Raw genomic sequence first — 18,752 nt, forward strand, 5'->3', positions numbered from 1 at the left:
GGGGGGGCTCGGCATGGGGTACGGGGAGCGGGGGCGGCGGCGTCCGCCGGTGGTGGACCTCGCCGATCGCAGGGCGCTGGAGGCGTACCGTCCCGCGGACGCGGCGGTGGTGGAGGAGGCCCGGCGGCTCAAGGATGCCGCGCTGCTGGACTTCGGGCTGACCGAGTCGGCGGTGGCGTCCTGGCTGTACGCGAAGTGCCGTCACCAGATCCCGACGACGGCGGTGGAAACGGCGGCCGTGGTCGCCTCCGGCGACGGCACGTGCCTGCTGCTGTACAACCCGGACTTCTTCGTCCGACTGGGCCTGGCGGGCGTGAAGTTCGTCCTGTTCCACGAGGCCCGCCATCTGGTGCACCGGCATCTGCTCGCCGACCCGGAGCTGCGCGACGACCCGGTGTTCACCCTGGCCGCCGAGGTGGCCGTCAACCATGTGGCGCTGATCCGGCTGGACCGCGAGCGGCTCCCGCTGCTGGACGGCCGGCCGGTCGGCGTCGACCCGCGCCAGGTCTACGACGCCTACGTCGAGGATCTGACGACGCACGGTCTGGAGCCGGTGTCCTACGGGACGTTCACCGAGACGGACATGCGGGTGTACGGCGAGCTGAAGCGGATGCGCCACCCGCCCGTGCCCGACGAGCGGCTCTGCGTCCACCTGGTGGAGGGCGCGGTCCCCGCCGACCAGGAGACGATCGACGCGGTGACGTCGTCGGCGCTGCTCAACTCCCTGCTGGCGGCCCGGCGCGGACACGCGGGCGCGGAGCGGGAGTTGCTCGAACTGATGGGCCGCACCGAGGAGGGCTCGGCGCGGGCCGCCCGCCTCTGGGGACACCTGGGCGCCGGCGCGCTGCGCGGCGAGACGGCGCGCACGCGCACGGTCGACTGGTGGCAGCGCTGGTTGGTCGACGTGCTCGGCTCGAAGCTGCGCGAGGGTGAGCGGCTGGTGTACCCGAAGAAGCGGGGCGCGCTGCTCGCGGCCCTGGGCCAGGAGCCGATGCTGGCCCGTCGCGGGCCGGTCCGGCAGAAGGTCCTGGTCATCGCGTACGACACCTCGGGGTCGATGCCCGACCGGGTGATCCGCTGGCTCACGGAGCTGGTCGGCGGGATCGACGGAGTGGAGGCGCACTGGCTGTCCTTCGACGCCGTGGTCATGCCGTTCACGCCGGGCGAGCGGGTGTACGGCGGTGGCGGCACCAGTTTCCAGGCCGTCGCGGACTACGTGGAGGGGCGCACGGAGGTGAACGGCCGCCGCTGCGAGGCGAGTCCGGACGCGGTCGTGGTCCTCACCGACGGGTACGCGCCGCCGATCACGCCCGCCGAGCCGGACAGATGGATCTGGCTGATCACCGAGGGCGGCAGCGAGTGGCCCGAGACGCACACCCCGGCGATGGACTGCCATCGCGTCACGACAGGTGCGCGGTGATGATCCCCGCCCTCCCTACAGACACGGAACGGACCATGAGCACCGCCCAGACCGTCCCCGAGCAGCACGCCGAGGTCTCGCGCCTGGAGTCCTTCATCGACGCGATGATCGACCTGGGGCAGACCGGCCAGGTCTTCGGCGAGCACGGCATCGGCAAGACGGCGACGTTCTTCTCGCACGTCGCCCGGTCCCGCCCGGACACCGCGCTGGTGTACGTGCCGGCGGCGAACCTCACCCCGGACGACCTGCTCGTCAACGCGCCCGTGCGGGACCCCGGGTCGGGGGAACTGGTGCTGCGGCAGCTGGTGATGAGCCAGCTGAAGCCGGGCCGGCCGTTCGTGCTGCTGATCGACGACTCGTTGCAGGCCGGGGACACCATCCAGTCGCAGCTGATGCAGATCGCCTGCGACTGGACGCTCGGCGAGCACGATCTGCGCGCCCTGGGCTGCGTCGGCGTCTTCCTCACCGACAACGAGTCGCTCTCCGAGACCTCGGCCCGGCGCGGCGACCTCGCGCTGCTGGACCGCATGGTGACGATGCGGATCACGGCGAACGACACCTCGTGGCGCCGGCACCTGGCCGCCAAGTACCGTCCGTGGGACCTGCGTCCGCTGTTCTCCCTGTGGGCGTCGCTCTCCCCCGCGCTGCGCGAGTCGCTCTCCCCGCGCACGCTGGACCACGTCCTGGCCAACGCCCGTGAAGGCTTCCCGCTGCGCTGGGGACTGCCCCTGATCGACGGCGAGCGGATGCGGCTGGCCGAGCCCGGACCCGACGGCAGACCGGGCCCGAACCGCACCGCGGAGATCCTCGACCGCGTCGCCCGGTCCCTGGGCGTGCCCAACCCGGCCACCATCCCCGACCCGGTACGCCAGGTGGTGCGGGCGGCGCTGCGCAACCGCTGGACGGTGCTGCTCCAGGGCCCGCCCGGGTGCGGCAAGACGGAACTCGTGCGGGAGACGGTCCGGGAGGGGCTGGGCCGGGACGCCCTGTACTTCTCGCTGCCGGTGACCAACGTCGAGGACCTGTGCGCGCCGGTGCCGTCGCCGGACGGCACCCTGGACAACCTCCTCGCGGTGAGGTTCACCGGGCCGGAGCCCAAGGCGATCGTCTGGGACGAGTACAACCGGCCCAAGGACAAGGCCGCGTTCGCCAAGCTCATGGAGATCACCCAGGAGTGGTCGCTCGCCGGGCGGCCGATCGAGAACCTGCGGGCCCAGATAGCCGTGCAGAACCCGCCGTACCACCTGGGCCGCAAGCTGCTGGTGTCGCGGAACAACATCGCGCAGGCGACCCGGTTCACGGCCTCGCTGGAAGTCGCCCCGGAGGACATCCCGGCCAACGAGTGGCTGCTCGCGCGGTACGGGGCGGACGCCGAGACGGTGCTGGAGTGGTGGAAGCACGACATCGACGAGGAGGGCCGCGCCTGGATCACCAAGCGCACCCTGGAGCGGCTGATCAAGCTGCACCGGCGCGGGCTGCCGCTGGAGATGGCGACGGTCTACCTGGGCGACGGCGAGTACGCGCCCGTGCCGCTGTCCGCGCTGATCGACCGGCTCCGGGGCCGCCCGGTGACGGGCCTGCGCGAACTCGCCCGCGACGTGGACCGCTGGGAGGCCCGGCTGCGCCGCGCCGCCGAGCGCTCCGAGGAGGGCGACGACGACAGCGACGTGGTCCACCAGATCCTCGCCAACGCGGAGCTGTCCCAGCTGAAGCGGAACCGGGCGGCGGTCGCCCGCCTGGTCGCCCTGCTGCCGGCGAAGCTGCGGGCGACGTATCTGGTGGGGGCGTCGGAACGGCAGCAGAAGTTCTGGGTGGGGGTGTTCACGGGGATGAAGGGGTGAGGGGTTGAGGTGGTGACGGGATGAGAGGGGCTGTCGCCGGTGGGGAGCGCGGTGCGGTGAGCAGGACCGGTCACCACTCCGCCTCGCGGTAGTCCTTCAGGAACACGCCCGACACCGGGTCGCCGGCCTCGCCGCGGACGACGGGGTCGTACACGCGGGCCGCGCCGTCCACGATGTCCAACGGGGTGCGGAAGCCCGCGCCGGCCATGCGGGCCTTCTTGGGTGCGGGGTTCTCGTCGGTGATCCAGCCGGTGTCGACGGCGCACATGTGCACGCCCCGCTCGGCGAGTTCGACGGCGCTGGTGCGGGTGAGCATGTTCAGGGCGGCCTTGGCCATGTTGGTGTGCGGGTGCCCGGCCATCTTGTTGCGGACGGCGAACCGGCCCTCCACGGCGGTCACGTTGACCACATAGCGGCGCGGGCGCGGGGAGGCGAGCAGCAGCGGCAGCAGCCGGTCGCACAGCAGGGCGGGGGCGAGGGCGTTGACGAGCTGCGTCTCCAGCACCTCGGCCGGGTCGAGCGCGCCGAGCCGGGCGGACCAGGAGTTCTCCGGGGAGGGGTCGGGCAGCAGCCCGGCCTCGTCGGCCTCGCGCAGGGCCGCGGGGAGCGCGGAGACGGTGCCGCCGAGTCCCTCCAGCATGCGCATCGGCGTGAAGCCGGGCGCCCCGCGCGCGCCCTCCGGCAGCGCGTCGCGCTCACCGGCGGCCAGCAGGGCGTACGACTCGGGCGGGCGGCGGACGGTCTGCGCGGCGTTGTTGACGAGGATGTCGAGCGGTTCGCCGTCCCGGCGCAGGTCCTCGCACAGGCCCAGCACCTGGCGCGGGTCGCGCAGGTCGACGGCGAGGACGGTGAGCCGGTCGAGCCACTCGCCGCTGCCCGGTTCGGCGCGGAAGCGGCGCACGGTGTCGTGCGGGAAGCGGGAGGTGACGAGCACCTCCGCGCCGTCCCGCAGCATCATCAGCGCCAACTGGAAGCCGATCTTCACCCGGCCGCCGGTCAACAGGACCCGGCGTCCGCTCAGATCGGTGCTCAGAGCGCGGCGCGCGCTGTTGTCGGCGGCGCAGTCGGGACACAGGCGGTGGTAGAACGCGTCGACCTGTCGATACGGCGACTTGCAGACGTAGCAGGTACGCGGGTTGTGGAAGACGCCCACGGCGGCGGCGCGATCGGGCCCGGTGGGCAGGGGCGCGTCCTCGCGTCGGTCGACCGCGCCGGTCGCGGTCGCGGCCATCGCGGCGGCGTCGGCGGCCGACGCCGCGGCACCGCGCGCCTTGCGCCGGCGCTGCCGCCCGTCGCGGGCGAAGGACGCGGCGACCTGCTCGGCCCGCAGCCGGACGGGATCGTCGACGGGCAGGGCGCGCAGCCTGCCCACGACGTGGTGGAAGGCGGCCAACTCCGCCTCGCTGATCTCCTCGATCTCGTCGCCCATGCGTCCCCGCCCGCCCCGCCTGTGCCCGCCCGTGCCCCGTCCCACCTGTGCCCCGCCGCGCCCGTGCCGGGCCGTTCCGTGGTCCCGACCGGATTCGAACCGGCGTATCCGCCCTGATAAGGCGGTGAGTCTGCCTCTGCTCCACGGGACCGCGCACGCATCCGGACGGCCGGATTCGAACCGGCGTGATTCGCCTGAGCAAGGCGGTGCGCCTGCCTCTGCGCTACGTCCGGACGCGCTTCCGGATCTTAACCACACCCCCGCGATGTGGTCTCCCGGTTATCGAGCCCGGTCATCGTGCGGTACGGCGCAGTTCCAGGCGTTCCTTCTCGGACAGGCCTCCCCACACTCCGAAGCGTTCGTCGTGGGTCAGGGCGTAGTCGAGGCAGGCGGTGCGCATCTCGCACATGCCGCAGATGCGCTTGGCCTCGCGTACGGAGCTGCCCGGCTCGGGGAAGAAGAAGTCCGCCCCGGTCTGCGCGCAGAGTGCCTCCAGCTGCCAGTCGGGCTCAGGTGTGCGGATCGTGTCGGTGTACATGGCGAGGATCGTGCCCTGCGGCGAAAAACGTTCGCTCAACGCCGGATATACACGGTCGTTCGCGGCCCCTCCCCGATGGTGCCCGCACGGAGGCCCGCCCCGCACGGCGGCGCGCGGGAACGACGAAGAGCGGTCGACAGGTCTTCGTGACCGCTCCGGCAGCGGTTGTCGGTGGGCGGTGCCAGACTCGGCAGTGCACGGCAACCGGACGTCCCGGGCTTCCTGGACTTCCCGGGCTTCCTGGGCTTCCTGGGCTTCCTGGGCTTCGACGAGGAGGGCGACGATGCTCACCACCCGTTTCGTCAACGGCGCTCCGAACTGGGTCGACGTCGGCGCGTCCGACATCGACCGCGCCTCCGACTTCTACGGCGCCCTCTTCGGCTGGCGGTTCCGGTCGGCGGGGCCCGACGCCGGCGGCTACGGCTACTTCCAGCTGGACGGGAGGACGGCGGCGGGCGGCATGCGGACCGCGCCCGAGCAGGGTCCTCCGTCGTGGACGGTGTACTTCCAGGCGTCGGACGCGGAGGCCACCTGCAAGACGGCCGAGCAGGCGCACGGCCGGGTGCTCTTCCCGCCCATGGACGTCATGGAGGAGGGCACGATGGCGGTCCTGGCCGACCCGGCGGGCGTGCGGTTCGGGATCTGGCAGCCGGGGCGGACCAGGGGCGTGGACATCGCGAGCGACCCGGGTTCGCTGCGCTGGGTCGAGCTGTACACGCCGGACGAGGCGGCGGCCGCCGCGTTCTACGGCGCCGCCCTGGGCCTGGAGACGTCGGCGGTCTCGCTCCCGGGCGGCACGTACACGTGCGTCAACCCGGCAGGCGCCGGGGAGGACGCCATGTTCGGCGGGATCGTCCCGCTGGCCGACGACCCGGCGGAGCGGGAGTCGGGGCCGTACTGGCTGCCGTACTTCGAGGTCACGGACGTGGACGCGGCGGTCGCCCGGGCGGAGGAGCTGGGCGGGTCGGTGCGGCGGGCCGCGGCGGACATGGAGGGCGTCGGCCGCATCGCACGACTCGCCGACCCGGACGGGGCGCGGTTCGCGGTGATGACGAGCGTTCCTCGGTCCGGCTGAGGAGACGACGCGGCTCGACGGCTCGACGGCTCGACGCCATGGCTCGGCCGGGCGGTTCAGCGGCTAGGCGGCTAGGCGGCTAGGCGGAGGCGCGCGGCACGAGTGTCGTCGGCAGGACCACGCCGGGTCCGGAGCCGCGCCCGGGGCCGTCACCATCACCGTCACGGTCACGGTCACCGTCGCCGTCGCCGTCGCCGAGCAGGAGGCGGGCCATGATCCTGCCCATCTCCTCTATGTCCTGACGGACCGTCGTGAGCGGCGGGTCGGTCTGTTCGGCGACGGGGAGCATGTCGTCGAAGCCGACCACCGCCACGTCCTCGGGCACACGCCGCCCGCGTTCCCGCAGGACGCGCAGGGCGCCCGCGGCGCTGAGGTCGTTGGCGGCGAACACGGCGTCGACGTCGGGGCAGCGGTCCAGGAGCTCCCGCATCGCCCGCTCGCCGCCGCCGGGGGTGAAGTCGCACTCCACGACGAGCCGCGGGTCGGTGTCGCCCATGACGTCCCGGAAGCCTTCGAGGCGGTCCGCCGCGGAGGTCTGGTCGAGGGGCCCGGTCAGGTGCGCGACCCGGCGGCGGCCCAGGCCGACGAGGTGGCGCACGGCCTCGCGGGCGCCGCCGCGGTTGTCGCTGTCGACGTAGACGACGTCACGCGTGCCGTCGCTCCAGCCGGGACGTCCGCCGAACACGGTCGGCACCCCGGCGCCCTGGATCAGACCGGGCAGCGGGTCGTCGAGGTGCAGCGAGAAGACGAGGGCTCCGTCGACATGGCCGCCGGCGAGATAGCGGGCCACCCGGGCGTGGTCGTCGCGCCCCTCGGTGAGCAGCAGCACGAGCTGGTTGTCATGGGCCGTCAACTCCTTGCTGATGCCGCGGAGTTGCAGCGCGAAGAAGGGGTCGGCGAAGACCCGGGTCTCCGGTTCCGCGATGACGACGGCTACGGCGTCGTGCCGCTTCGTGACCAGACTGCGGGCGGCCTGGTTGGGGACGTACCCGAGCTCCTCCACCGCCCGCCGGACCCGCTCGGCCAGCGGCTCCCTGACCCCGTCCCCGCCGTTGACGACCCGAGAGACGGTGGCCCGGGACACCCCGGCCCGCGCGGCCACGGCCTCCAACGTGGGACGCGGCGCTGTCTCGGTCACTGCGGGGCTCCTCCTCGGGTGCGGGGAGGTCAGGATAGCTCCGGGAGGAGAACCGGCCCCGTGCCCCTCAGCCCTCTCAGTGCGCCTGCGAACCCCCGGCGTGCGCCCCCTCCGCCCCGTGCACCCCATCCGAAGCATGCGGCCCCTCCGCCCCGTGCGGCCCGTGCGGCTCGTATCCCGGAATCGTGCCGTCCGGCTTCTTCACCAGGAACAGGCCCACCATCCCCATGTCGGAGTGGCTCTGGACGTGGCAGTGGTACATCCAGGCGCCGGCGCCCACCCCCTCCCCCGCGATCACCTGGAAGCCGAAGGAGTCGGCCGGACCGACGATCTTGTTGTCGATGATCTGGCTGGGGTCGTCGGGGCCGGTGAGGAGCCCGGTGCGGTTGTCGGCCCAGCGGTGTCCGTGGACGTGGAACGTGTGGTAGTACTCACCGTGGGTGATCACGACGAACTCGACCCGGTCGCCCACCGTGGCCTCGAAGTTCGGCCCGCTGTGGGCCGGCTGGTTGTTGATGGTCATGTCGTTGAAGACGATCGTGTGGGTCGCGTCGGGCAGGACGTCGCCCTTGCGGCGCACGATCACCGGGCCGTAGAGCCCCTTGCGGATGCCGCCCGTTCCGTGTTCCGTGCCGACGACGTGGTCGTGGTAGTGCCAGTAACCGGCGCTGCCCGCGCGCCAGGTGCCGTCCGAGCGGCGGCCGGGGGCGTGGGTGCGCCAGGTGTAGGTGCGGGCGCCGCCGGGCTCGATGTCGCTGTGGTTCAGCTTCGTGCCGTCGCTGGAGATCTCGTAGTCCAGCCCGTGGACGTGCAGACTCACCGCCACGTCAAGGGTGTTCTCCACCTCGATGTGGACGGTGTCGCCCTCGGTGATCTCGATCAGCGGTCCCGGGACCGACGCCGCGCCCTTCCGGAAACCGTAGCCGAGCCGCCCGTCGGGGAGCTTCTCGGCGTACAGCTTGAGGTGTCTGACCTCGCCGCCCGGCGGCGCCTTGCGGGCCGACGTGTCCACGCTGGCCGCCTCCGGCGCGAGGGACAGCGATGTCGCGACCGCCGCGCCGCCGAGCAGCACCCGCCGGTTGAAGCCACGCCTGTCCATGCGGAACTCCCTGCCCTGGTAAGGAACTTGCGGAGACACCTGGGACGAACCCGTGGGACCGTACCGGCCGTTCCGAGGTTCGTCCACACCCAGGACAAAGTTCGTGCCATTGCGGTCATAGGTATTGGCCTGGCGCGCAAAGGGGTCTAGCTTCCTTGGCGCTGTCGCTGTGACCGAGGAGGCGCCCATGCACTTACGAGGGTCGAGCACGCAAGGCACGAGCAACAGGAGAAGACGCGCCTGGGCGGCCTCGGTGGCCGCTTCAGCCGTCGCCGCCGGACTGCTGTCGGGCCCGGCGGCGAGCGCGCGTCCGGTCCCGGAGCCACCCCTGACAACGATGTCCGTCAAGTCGCCGCCGGGCAGCGCCGAGGTACGGGTGCTGCTCTTCCACGGCTCGGCGGCGGCCGGGGAGGAGTCGCCGGTCGTCGACGCCGGGATCGAGGCGATCGAGCGGATCGGGCTGTCCGGTCCGGCGGAGCAGCGCTTCGCGGTGGAGGCCACGGACGACGCCTCGGTCTTCACCGACGGGGCCGAACTGGGCCGCTACAACGCCGTCGTGTTCCTCACCGGAGGCGGAGACGTCCTGGATCCGGAGCAGGAGACGGGACTGGAGGCCTATATGGAGGCCGGCGGCGGCTTCCTCGGCGTCCATGACGCGGCCCGCGCGGAGCCGTACTCGGACTGGTTCACCGGTCTGATCGGCGCCCGCCCGACCGCGGCCGGTCCGGCGTCCGCGCAGCGGGCGACGGTCGAGGTCGGCGACCGCCGGCATCCGGCCACGAAGGACCTGCCGCTGGAGTGGAAGCGTGCCGACCGGTGGCCCAACTGGGTGCGCAACCCGTCCGGTTCGGTGCACACCGTGGCCCGGGTCCGCGAGTCGTCGTACCAGCCGGGAACGGGCGCCAACGGCGCGGACCACCCGATCAGCTGGTGCCGTGACTACGACGGCGGCCGGTCCTTCTACACCGGCATGGGCGGGACGGTCGCGGCCTGGGACGAGACCGACTTCCGCTCCCACCTGCGCGGCGCGCTGCTGTGGACGACCCGGCTGGTGAGCGCCGACTGCAAGGCGACCATCACCGGCAACTACAAGGCGGAACGTCTCACCCGGCCCAACCAGCCGGGGAAGAACGACCAGATCGGTGAGCCGCACGGCCTGGTCACCGCCCCCGACGGCCGCGTCCTCTACATCGGGCGGGGCGGCGCCGACTCCTCCCAGCCGGTGGTGACCGACTGGAACGACCCGAACATCGGCAAGGGCAAGGGGCAGATCCACATCTACGACCCGAGGACACAGCAGGCAGTCCTGGCGGGCGAGTTGACGGTGTTCGGCAACAAGGGCGGCGGGGACGAGCTCGTCAAGGTCGAGGAAGGCCTCCTCGGCATCGAACTCGATCCGCGGTTCGCGGAGAACGGCTGGGTCTATCTGCACTGGACGCCGCACTCCCAGCTGAACCGTGAGACGCGGATCGCCGAGCGGCGCGTCTCCCGCTTCACCCTGGACCAGGCGACGAACCGGCTGGACCTCGGCAGCGAGAAGGTGCTGCTCAAGTGGCCGGTGCAGGTGCACAGTTGCTGTCACGCGGGCGGCGGGATGGCCTGGGACTCCCGGGGCAACCTGTACATCGCGACCGGCGACACCAACTCCAGTGGCTTCAGCGGCGGTTACTCGGGCAACAACCCGCAGCCGAACTTCAAGGGCGTGTCCTTCGCCGACGCCCGCCGCACCGCCGGCAACACCAACAACCTCAACGGCAAGATCCTGCGCATCCATCCGGAGCCGGACGGCACGTACACGCTGCCGCGGGGAAACCTCTTCACCGGCCGGGAGACCGACGAGGGCGGCGGCAAGACGCGCGGCGAGATCTATGTGATGGGCGTGCGCAACCCGGCCCGGATCTTCGTCGACCGCACGACCGACGTCCTGTACGCGGGCTGGGTCGGCCCGGACGCGAGCGAGCCGTCGCCGACCTGGGGGCCGGCGAAGTACGACACGTTCGCCGTCATCACCGAGGCGGGCAACCGGGGTTGGCCGTACTGCATGGGCAACGAGCAGCCCTACCGGGACCGCGGTCTGCCGGATCCGTCCAAGCCGCTGGGCTGGTACGACTGCGATCACCCGAAGAACGAGTCCCCGAACAACGACGGTCTGGTCGCGCTGCCGCCGGTGACGGGCAACAACATCTGGTACGCGCCCCAGGGCGGCGCCCCCGACTACCCGAGGGACGCGAACGGGGTGCCGTCGTACAAGAAGGAGGAGGCCGTCTACGGGCTGCCGTGGCTGAAGGGCGGCGGACAGGCCGCGATGAACGGGCCGGTCTACCGCTACGACGCGACGAGCGCGAGCGCGACCAAGTGGCCCGCGTACTGGGACGGCAAGTGGTTCGTCGGCGACTTCTACGACGCCGACCAGCCGCGCCACGCGGTCGTCATGGACCCGAGGACGCAAGGGGCGGGCGGTCTGCCCGTCCACGCGGAGTCACTGAAAAGAATCGTGCCGGTCGGCAACGACGGCATCAAGAACCTCATGGACTGGAGGTTCGGCCCGGACGGCGCCCTGTACGTGCTCGACTACGGGCGCGGCTTCTTCACCTCCGACGCCAAGTCGGCTCTGTGGCGCATCACTTACACGGGCGGCGGTCCGACACCGGCCGCCGGCCTGCTGGCGGGAGGAGCCCGGTGACACGCCGACACGGAGTGCTGACGGCCCTGTTGGCCGTCCTGCTGGTGACGCTCGGCCTCCAGCCGGCTCCGGCCGCCGGACGGACCGAGGGACTCGCGCGGGCCGAGTCGCCCGCGCGGTCCGCCGCCCAGGTCCTCACCTGGACGGCCGGCGACGACATCACGAAGTACAACTCCGCGCCGGCGACGGCGGTGGCGGGCGCGGCGACGATCGTCTTCGAGAACAGCGCGGCGACCGGCAACACCATGGGGATGCCGCACACGTTGACCTTCGTGACGTCCGATCCCGAGTTCAACGGCGATGTCACGCTCAACATCCTCGCCAACCCCGCCGACGACCGGGGCGGCCGTCACACCGCCGAGGTCACGCTCACGCCCGGCCGGTACTTCTACCACTGCACGATCCCCGGGCACGGACAGATGCAGGGCATCCTGGTCGTGACGGAGGGCGGCGGCGAGGACACGACTGCCCCGCAGACCTCGGCGAGCGTGACCGGGACGCAGAACGCCCAGGGCGAGTACGTCGGTTCGGCGACCGTCGCGATCGGCGCGACGGACGACGGCGGCTCGGGCGTGGACCGGATCCAGTACGCGGTCGGTGACACGGGCGACTGGCTGCCGTACACCACGCCCGTCGTGGTGGACCGGCTCGGCCGGCACAAGATCCGGCACCGCGCCTTCGACAAGGCCGGGAACGTCTCGGCGGAGAAGAGCGCCGAGTTCACCGTGGTCGCGCCGCCGTCGGACGACACGGCCGCGCCGGAGACCTCGGCGACCGTGAGCGGTGAGCGGAACACCGACGGCGCGTACATCGACATGGCCACGGTCACGGTGACGGCGTCGGACGTGGGCTCCGGCGTCGACGCCGTGCAGTACGCGATCGGCGCGACGGGGCAATGGCAGCCCTACACAGCACCTGTGATGGTGCATCAGCCGGGCTCCCACACCGTGCGCTACCGCGCCTCCGACAAGGCGGGCAACGTGTCCGCCGAGAAGAGCGTCGCGTTCACGGTGGTCGCCGCGCCCCCGCGGGACACCACTCCCCCGGTGACCGGCGTGACCGTCGACGGCACGCGCAACTCCGCCGGGGCGTACGTCGGGAACGCCAGGGTGACCGTCGGCGCGACGGACGAGCACGGCGGCTCCGGGGTGGCGGGCGTCGAGTACTCGCTCGACGGCGGACCGTACCTCGCCTACACCGCCCCCGTGATCGTCGACCGCGTCGGGACGCACACCGTGGCCTACCGGGCGAGCGACAAGGCGGGCAACACCTCGGCGGCCCGCACCGTGAGCTTCACGGTGGCCGCCGGCGGCGGCGTGCCCGCGCCCAACTGCCCCGAGTGGGACGAGCGGTTGACGGTGATCGTCGGCACGGTCGACACCGGCGTGCCGAACCGGGTGACGAACAACCGGTGCCGGATCAACGAGTTGATCGAGGACGAGAAGGAGTGGACGTCGCACGCCCTGTTCGTCAAGCACGCGAAGTCCGTCCTGGACCGGCTGTTCAGGGAAGGAGTCGTCGACGAGCGGGAGTACGACGTCGTCCTGGCGGCGGCCCGCGCCTCGGGGGTCGGCAAGCCGGGCCAGACAGAGGGCTACCGCACGATCCTCGACGGCAGCCCCGAGTCGTTCGCGCGGTGGCAGCAGGCCGGCGGCGGCTCCTTCGCCCGCAACGCCGACGGCTCGATCACCTCGGGCACGACCCGGCCGGGCCTCGGCATGCTGTGGTTCCCGCAGCGCAAGTACGGCGACTTCTCGCTGCGGCTCCAGTGGCGCGACGACGCCCCGGGCACGGGCAACGCCAACTCCGGTGTGTTCGTGCGCTTCCCGTGGATCGACGGGCACCCCGAGGAACCGCGCCCCGAGTGGGTCGCCATCAAGTACGGGCACGAGGTGCAGGTGCTGGACCGGCCTGACGGCGACCTGTACAAGACCGGTTCGGTGTACGGCTTCGACCGGGTGGGACTCGCCGGCGCGGGCGTCACCCAGAAGGGGACCTGGAACGACTACGAGATCCGCGTCGTCGACCAGCGCTACTCGGTGTACCGCAACGGCGTGCTGATCAACGAGTTCGACAACATCGGCGGCCTGGCGTTCTCCCCGCCCCGCGCGGACGACCCGGGCACCGACGGACGCCGGTTCGCCTCCGGCTACATCGGGCTCCAGGTGCACGGCACGACGGACGTGGTGTCGTACCGGGACATCCGGATCAAGGAGTTGTAGTCGATGAAGGAGCCGTAGTCCTACGAGGGGTTCTCGCGGGCCCGGCTCGGCTGGACCCGCTTGGGCTCCCCCGGCATCTTCGGGTACTCCGGCGGGTACGGCAGGTCGCCCAGACCGTGGTCGTGCTCGTCGCGCCGGGCGAGGTCCAGCAGGGCTTCGAGGGAGAAGGCGTGGTCGTCCATGTCGGCGTGCACGTCGCCGAGTTCGGCGAAGCGGGCCGGCATCGTCGCGATGTCGAAGTCGCGCGGACGGGCCACGCCCACCTCCTCCCAGCGCAGGGGCGCCGACACGGGGGCGTGCGGGCGGGGCCGTACGGAGTAGGCGGAGGCGATGGTGCGGTCGCGGGCGGTCTGGTTGTAGTCGACGAAGATGCGTTCGCCGCGTTCCTCCTTCCACCATTTGATGGTCACCCGCTGCGGCATCCGGCGTTCCAGCTCCCGCCCGACGGCGATGGCGGCGCGCCGGACCTGGGTGAAGGTCCAGCGCGGCTCGATCGGGACGAACACATGCAGGCCGCGTCCGCCGGAGGTCTTGGGCCAGCCGCGCAGTCCGCCGAACTCGTCGAGGACGGCGCGCAGTTCGTGAGCGGCGTGCACGGCGTCGTCGTAGTCGGTGCCGGGCTGCGGGTCGAGGTCGATGCGGAGTTCGTCGGGGCGGTCGACATCGGCGCGGCGGACCGGCCAGGGGTGGAAGGTGAGCGTGCCGTACTGGGCGGCCCACAGGACGGCGGCCTCCTCGGAGGGGCACATCTCGTCGGCGGAGCGTCCGCTGGGGAAGGTGATGTGGGCGGTCGGGATCCAGTCGGGCATGTTCTTCGGGGCCCGCTTCTGGAAGAAGGACTCGCCGGTGACGCCGTCCGGGTAGCGCTCCAGGGTGGTGGGCCGGTCGCGCAGGGCGCGCAGGATGCCGGGGGCGACCGCCTGGTAGTAGCGGGCGAGGTCCAGCTTGGTGAAGCCGCGCTCCGGGAAGAAGACCTTGTCCGGGCTGGACAGCCGCACGGTCCGGCCGCCCGCCTGGAGTTCCACCGCATCGCCCATGCGAGCCACGGTAGGCGTACCGCTCATGCCTCGCACACCGGGCGATTCATCCGGTGCGGGAGCAGAATCGGACCATGGATCTGCCGGTCATGCCGCCCGTGAAGCCGATGCTCGCCAAGTCGGTGGCGGTGATCCCGCCGGGCATGCAGTACGAGGCGAAGTGGGACGGGTTCCGGGCGATCGTGTTCCGCGACGGGCCCGACGTCGAGCTGGGCAGCCGGACGGGCAAGCCGCTGACCAGGTATTTCCCCGAACTGGTGGAGGCACTGCGGGAGCGGGTCCCGGAGCGGTGCGTGCTGGACGGGGAGATCGTGATCGCCCGGGAGGGGCGGCTCGACTTCGACGCGCTGACCGAGCGCATCCACCCGGCGGACTCCCGGGTGCGCACGCTGGCCGAGCGGACGCCGGCCTCGTTCGTCGCGTTCGACCTGCTGGCGCTGGCCGACGAGTCGCTGCTCGGTGTGGGGCTGACCGACCGGCGGGCGCTGCTCGACCGGGTGCTGGCCGGGGTGACGCCGCCCGTGCACCTCGCGCCGGCGACGACCGACGTCGAGGTGGCGCGGCAGTGGTTCGAGGAGTACGAGGGCGCGGGGCTCGACGGGGTGATCGCCAAACCGCTGACGTTGCCCTATCTCCAGGACGAGCGGGCCATGTTCAAGGTCAAGCACGAGCGCACCGCGGACGTGGTGGTGGCCGGCTACCGCCTGCACAAGAGCGGGCCGGTGGTGGGCTCGCTGCTGCTGGGCCTGTACGACGACCGGGGCGTCCTCCAGCACGTCGGCGTGTCCGCCGCCTTCTCGATGAAGCGGCGGGCCGAGCTGGTCGAGGAGCTGGAGCCGCTGCGCCTGGAGGACGCGGCGGGTCATCCCTGGGCCGCCTGGTCCGACGAGGCCGCCCACGAGAGCGCCCGGCTGCCGGGCGCGCCGAGCCGCTGGTCGGGCAAGAAGGACCTGTCGTGGGTTCCGCTGCGCCCGGAGCGGGTGGTGGAGGTGGCGTACGACCACATGGAGAACGGCGCCCGCTTCCGCCACACGGCCCGCTTCCGCCGCTGGCGTCCGGACCGCGCCCCGGAGAGCTGCACGTACGCGCAGCTGGAGGAGCCGGTGCGCTACGACCTCGCGGAGATCCTGGGCGCGTGATGTCGTCGGTCGTCGTGAGCGCTACGGCGTCATCAGGATCTTCACCGCGCCGTCCCGCTTCTGCTGGAACATCTCGTAGGCGTCGGGGGCCTCCGCCAGCGGCACGCGGTGGGTGGCGAAGTCGTCGACGCCGAGCGGGTCCTCGTCGCGGAGGTAGGGGATGATCTCGTCGCTCCAGCGGCGCACGTTGGCCTGGCCCATGCGGATCTGGATCTGCTTGTCGAACATCGTGAGCATGGGCAGCGGGTCGGCCATGCCGCCGTAGACGCCGATCAGGGAGAGCGTGCCGCCGCGGCGCACCAGTTCGATGGCGGTGTGCAGGGCGGCGAGCCGGTCGACGCTGAAGCGTTCGGCGAGGGGGCCGCTGAGCTTGCGCGGCAGCAGCGCGGAGGCGTTCTGGATCAGGCGCGCGGCGGCGCTGCCGTGGGCCTCGGTGCCGACGGCGTCGATCACCGCGTCGGGTCCGCGGCCGTCGGTCCGGTCCCGGATCGCGGCGACCAGTTCCTTCTCGCTGTCGAAGCTGCGCAGGTCGTACGTCTCGACGCCCCGCGCGCGGGCGCGGCGCAGCCGGTCGCCGACCAGGTCCACGCCGAACACGCGTCCGGCGCCGCGTACCTGGGCGACGCGGCAGGCCATGTCGCCGATGGGGCCGAGGCCGAGCACGGCGACGCTGCCTCCCTCCGGGATGTCGGCGTAGGCGACCGCCTGCCAGGCGGTGGGCAGCACGTCGGAGAGGTAGACGAACCGGTCGTCGGGCGGGCCCTCGGGGACCTTGATGGGGCCGTACTGGGCCTGCGGGACGCGCAGGTACTCGGCCTGACCGCCGGGCACGGCGCCGTACAGGCGGGTGTAGCCGAACAGGGCGGCGCCCATGCCCTCGCCGGTGACCTGGGTGGTCTCGCACTGGGTGGGCAGGGAGTTCAGGCACATCCAGCAGTCGCCGCAGGCGATCTGGAAGGGCACGACGACCCGGTCGCCGGCCTTGAGGTCGGGCACGCCGGCGCCGACCTCCTCGACGATGCCCATGGGTTCGTGGCCGAGGATGTCGCCGGGGGTCATGAAGGGCGTGAGCACCTCGTACAGGTGCAGGTCGGATCCGCACAGTCCGGTGGACGTGATGCGGATGACGGCGTCGGTCGGTTCCTGGATCGTCGGGTCGGGCACGGTCTCCACCCGCACGTCCCGCTTCCCCTGCCACGTCACTGCCTTCATCGTCCGCGCTCCCTCCACCGTCTTCGGGGGTCCCGCCCCGTCGAGGGCCGGGCCCTGGGTGCGCCCCGGGTACCCGGGGGCCCCGTCGCGAACCGTGATCCGGGCGCACCCCATGGGCCGATCGGCCCATTCGGCGCGAAGAATCGGGCTCGATCGGGTAGGGCCACCGATGACCCGATAAGCGCACAATCAAGTCATAGAACGGGGTGCGGCGGTGGGCGTGACAACGGTGGACGGGGAGACGGGCGCCGGACGCGGGGCCCGGCCTGGGGCCGCCGCGAGGGCGGTGGCAGCGAAGGCGGTGCCAGGGAGGACGGTGGCCGCGAGGACGGTGGCCGCGCTGGCCACGGCGATCGCGGTCGCCCTGGCGGCGGGCTGCACGACGCCGAGCGGTCCGGCCGACGACGGCCGCGGCGCGGACCGCACTCCCGGCGCGGGCCTGGGCACGGAGCGCACTCCCGGCGGCGGCACGGGCGCGGACCGCGGGCCCGACGGCGCGGAGCGCTCACCCGGCGACGGCCGCGCGAGCACGGCGGCCCCCGCCGGCCCGCTGCTCGCCGTGAAGATCGACAACGTCCGGGCGGCCCGCCCGCAGACCGGCCTGGACGCCGCGGACATCGTGTACGTCGAGCCGGTCGAGGGCGGCCTCAGCCGGCTGATGGCGGTGTACGCGACGAAGCTGCCGAAGGCCGTCGGGCCGGTGCGCAGCGCCCGCGAGTCCGACCTGGAGCTGCTGCGCCAGTTCGAGCGGCCGGTGCTGGCCTTCTCCGGGGCGCAGCGCAAGCTGCTGCCGCTGATCGACGGGGCCCCGCTGAAGGCCGTCACCCCCGGCGAGGCCGAGAACGCCTACTACCGCGGCGGCGGGCGGGCGCCCCACAACCTCTATCTGCGGCCCGGACGTCTGCTGCCCACGGCCCCTGGACCGAGCGCGCTGACGACCGGCTTCCGCTTCGGCCCCGCCCCTTCCGGCGGCGCGCCGAAGGCCTCGCGCACGGTGCGGTACCCGGCGGCCCGGTTCACGTTCGAGTGGTCGCGGAGCGAGCGGCGCTGGCTGGTCTCGACGGACGGCCGCGCGACCACGACGGCCGACGGGCGGCGGGTGACTCCGGCGACGGTCGTCGTGCAGTACGTGAAGGTGCGCAGGTCCGCCTACCACGACTCGCTCGGCAACCACACGCCGTACCCGGAGACGGTGGGCGCGGGGAAGGCCGAGGTGCTGCGCGACGGGCGCTCCTACGCCGTGCGCTGGAAGCGGCCGACGGCCGCGGAGGGCACGCGGTTCACGACGAACGACGGCAGGCCGGTCGCCTTCGCCCAGGGCCAGGTGTGGGTGGTGTTCGCCAAAGCCCCGTAGGCACACCGCGGCCCGTGGTCACCCCGCGGCCCATGAGCACCCCCGCGGACGGGGGTCACCCCTGGGCGAGCAGCGGCTCCGCCGGGTTGCGCAGTCCCTCCGCCGCGTCGGCGACCCTGCGGATCAGGTCGAAGAACACCGTCTGCTCCTCGGCGGACAGCGGCGCGAGGAAGACCTGGCTCATCCGGGCGGCGCGCACCGCGAGCCTGCGGTGCGTGCGCACGCCCTCGTCCGTGGGGCGCAGCACGAAGCGGCGGCCGTCCTGCGGGTCTCGGACCTTGTCCAGCAGCCCGCGCCGGGACAGCCGGCTGACCACCTCGGCGACGGTGGAGCGGTCCAGGTTCACCCGCTCCCCCGCCGTGCGCTGGTCGAGGCCGGGCTCGGCGACGAGGGCGTTGAGGACGGCGAACTGCGGTGAGGTGATCTCCTCGGACACCATCGCGTTCCACAGCAGGTAGTGCCCCTGCTGAAGCCGCCGGGCCAGGTGCCCGGGATGGGTGTTGAGGTCCACCGCCGCCATGCGCGCTCCCGAAGTCTGATCGTACGTGCACTGAACGATACTCGG

Annotated in this window: 14 protein-coding genes and 2 tRNA genes; 7 read left to right on the plus strand and 9 right to left on the minus strand. The window is 72.4% G+C overall.

Annotated features, from left to right (window positions below; all coding sequences use genetic code 11):
• The first annotated feature begins 13 nt into the window (after positions 1-13).
• The gene (locus ACFYX4_RS13055; RefSeq protein WP_389330602.1) at positions 14-1,420 is read left to right on the plus strand and encodes a hypothetical protein; all 1,407 of its coding nucleotides are present in this window, start codon (positions 14-16) and stop codon (positions 1,418-1,420) included.
• Positions 1,421-1,455: 35 nt separating this feature from the next.
• Positions 1,456-3,261 (plus strand): AAA family ATPase, encoded by a 1,806-nt coding sequence (locus ACFYX4_RS13060; RefSeq protein ID WP_389330605.1) that lies wholly within the window; start codon positions 1,456-1,458, stop codon positions 3,259-3,261.
• 70 nt (positions 3,262-3,331) lie between these two features.
• Here the strand turns inward: ACFYX4_RS13060 and ACFYX4_RS13065 are convergent, their stop codons facing one another.
• From ACFYX4_RS13065 to ACFYX4_RS13080, 4 genes are all read right to left on the minus strand, one after another.
• Complete coding sequence (locus ACFYX4_RS13065; RefSeq protein ID WP_389330608.1) at positions 3,332-4,690, minus strand: SDR family NAD(P)-dependent oxidoreductase; 1,359 nt, start codon at positions 4,688-4,690, stop codon at positions 3,332-3,334.
• A 79-nt stretch (positions 4,691-4,769) separates the two neighbouring features.
• Positions 4,770-4,841 (minus strand) — tRNA-Asp (locus tag ACFYX4_RS13070).
• A gap of 9 nt (positions 4,842-4,850) precedes the next feature.
• Positions 4,851-4,923: transfer RNA gene (locus ACFYX4_RS13075), tRNA-Ser, on the minus strand.
• A gap of 59 nt (positions 4,924-4,982) precedes the next feature.
• A complete protein-coding gene (locus tag ACFYX4_RS13080) occupies positions 4,983-5,228 on the minus strand; it encodes a WhiB family transcriptional regulator (RefSeq protein WP_389330611.1) in 246 nt (81 codons plus the stop codon).
• Positions 5,229-5,511: 283 nt separating this feature from the next.
• Here ACFYX4_RS13080 and ACFYX4_RS13085 point away from each other — a divergent pair, with 283 nt between their 5' ends.
• On the plus strand, positions 5,512-6,303 hold the full coding sequence (locus tag ACFYX4_RS13085; RefSeq protein ID WP_389330614.1) for a VOC family protein: 792 nt from the start codon (positions 5,512-5,514) through the stop codon (positions 6,301-6,303).
• Positions 6,304-6,382: 79 nt separating this feature from the next.
• Here the strand turns inward: ACFYX4_RS13085 and ACFYX4_RS13090 are convergent, their stop codons facing one another.
• Entirely contained in the window at positions 6,383-7,441 is a 1,059-nt protein-coding gene (locus ACFYX4_RS13090) for a LacI family DNA-binding transcriptional regulator (RefSeq protein WP_389330617.1), read from the minus strand.
• A 76-nt stretch (positions 7,442-7,517) separates the two neighbouring features.
• On the minus strand, positions 7,518-8,540 hold the full coding sequence (locus tag ACFYX4_RS13095; protein WP_389330620.1) for a multicopper oxidase domain-containing protein: 1,023 nt from the start codon (positions 8,538-8,540) through the stop codon (positions 7,518-7,520).
• Positions 8,541-8,727: 187 nt separating this feature from the next.
• Here ACFYX4_RS13095 and ACFYX4_RS13100 point away from each other — a divergent pair, with 187 nt between their 5' ends.
• Entirely contained in the window at positions 8,728-11,223 is a 2,496-nt protein-coding gene (locus tag ACFYX4_RS13100) for a ThuA domain-containing protein (protein WP_389330623.1), read from the plus strand.
• Positions 11,224-11,237: 14 nt separating this feature from the next.
• Positions 11,238-13,445, plus strand: coding sequence for an OmpL47-type beta-barrel domain-containing protein (locus tag ACFYX4_RS13105; RefSeq protein WP_389331704.1), 2,208 nt, complete (start codon positions 11,238-11,240; stop codon positions 13,443-13,445).
• Between the two features lie 20 nt (positions 13,446-13,465).
• Here the strand turns inward: ACFYX4_RS13105 and ligD are convergent, their stop codons facing one another.
• Positions 13,466-14,482: a non-homologous end-joining DNA ligase gene (ligD, locus tag ACFYX4_RS13110; RefSeq protein ID WP_389330626.1), complete on the minus strand. Its 1,017-nt coding sequence runs from the start codon at positions 14,480-14,482 to the stop codon at positions 13,466-13,468.
• A gap of 74 nt (positions 14,483-14,556) precedes the next feature.
• On the opposite strand from ligD, the gene ACFYX4_RS13115 reads away from it, so the two are divergent.
• The gene (locus ACFYX4_RS13115) at positions 14,557-15,621 is read left to right on the plus strand and encodes an ATP-dependent DNA ligase (protein ID WP_389330629.1); all 1,065 of its coding nucleotides are present in this window, start codon (positions 14,557-14,559) and stop codon (positions 15,619-15,621) included.
• A gap of 21 nt (positions 15,622-15,642) precedes the next feature.
• Here the strand turns inward: ACFYX4_RS13115 and ACFYX4_RS13120 are convergent, their stop codons facing one another.
• Positions 15,643-16,833: a zinc-dependent alcohol dehydrogenase gene (locus ACFYX4_RS13120; RefSeq protein ID WP_389330632.1), complete on the minus strand. Its 1,191-nt coding sequence runs from the start codon at positions 16,831-16,833 to the stop codon at positions 15,643-15,645.
• A gap of 316 nt (positions 16,834-17,149) precedes the next feature.
• On the opposite strand from ACFYX4_RS13120, the gene ACFYX4_RS13125 reads away from it, so the two are divergent.
• Positions 17,150-18,187 (plus strand): DUF3048 domain-containing protein, encoded by a 1,038-nt coding sequence (locus ACFYX4_RS13125; RefSeq protein ID WP_389330635.1) that lies wholly within the window; start codon positions 17,150-17,152, stop codon positions 18,185-18,187.
• Between the two features lie 55 nt (positions 18,188-18,242).
• Here the strand turns inward: ACFYX4_RS13125 and ACFYX4_RS13130 are convergent, their stop codons facing one another.
• Positions 18,243-18,707, minus strand: a complete 465-nt coding sequence (locus ACFYX4_RS13130; protein ID WP_389330638.1) for a MarR family winged helix-turn-helix transcriptional regulator — start codon at positions 18,705-18,707, stop codon at positions 18,243-18,245.
• Positions 18,708-18,752: the final 45 nt, after the last annotated feature.

Source organism: Streptomyces sp. NPDC002328 (assembly GCF_042890065.1).
Taxonomy (GTDB): Bacteria; Actinomycetota; Actinomycetes; order Streptomycetales; family Streptomycetaceae; genus Streptomyces.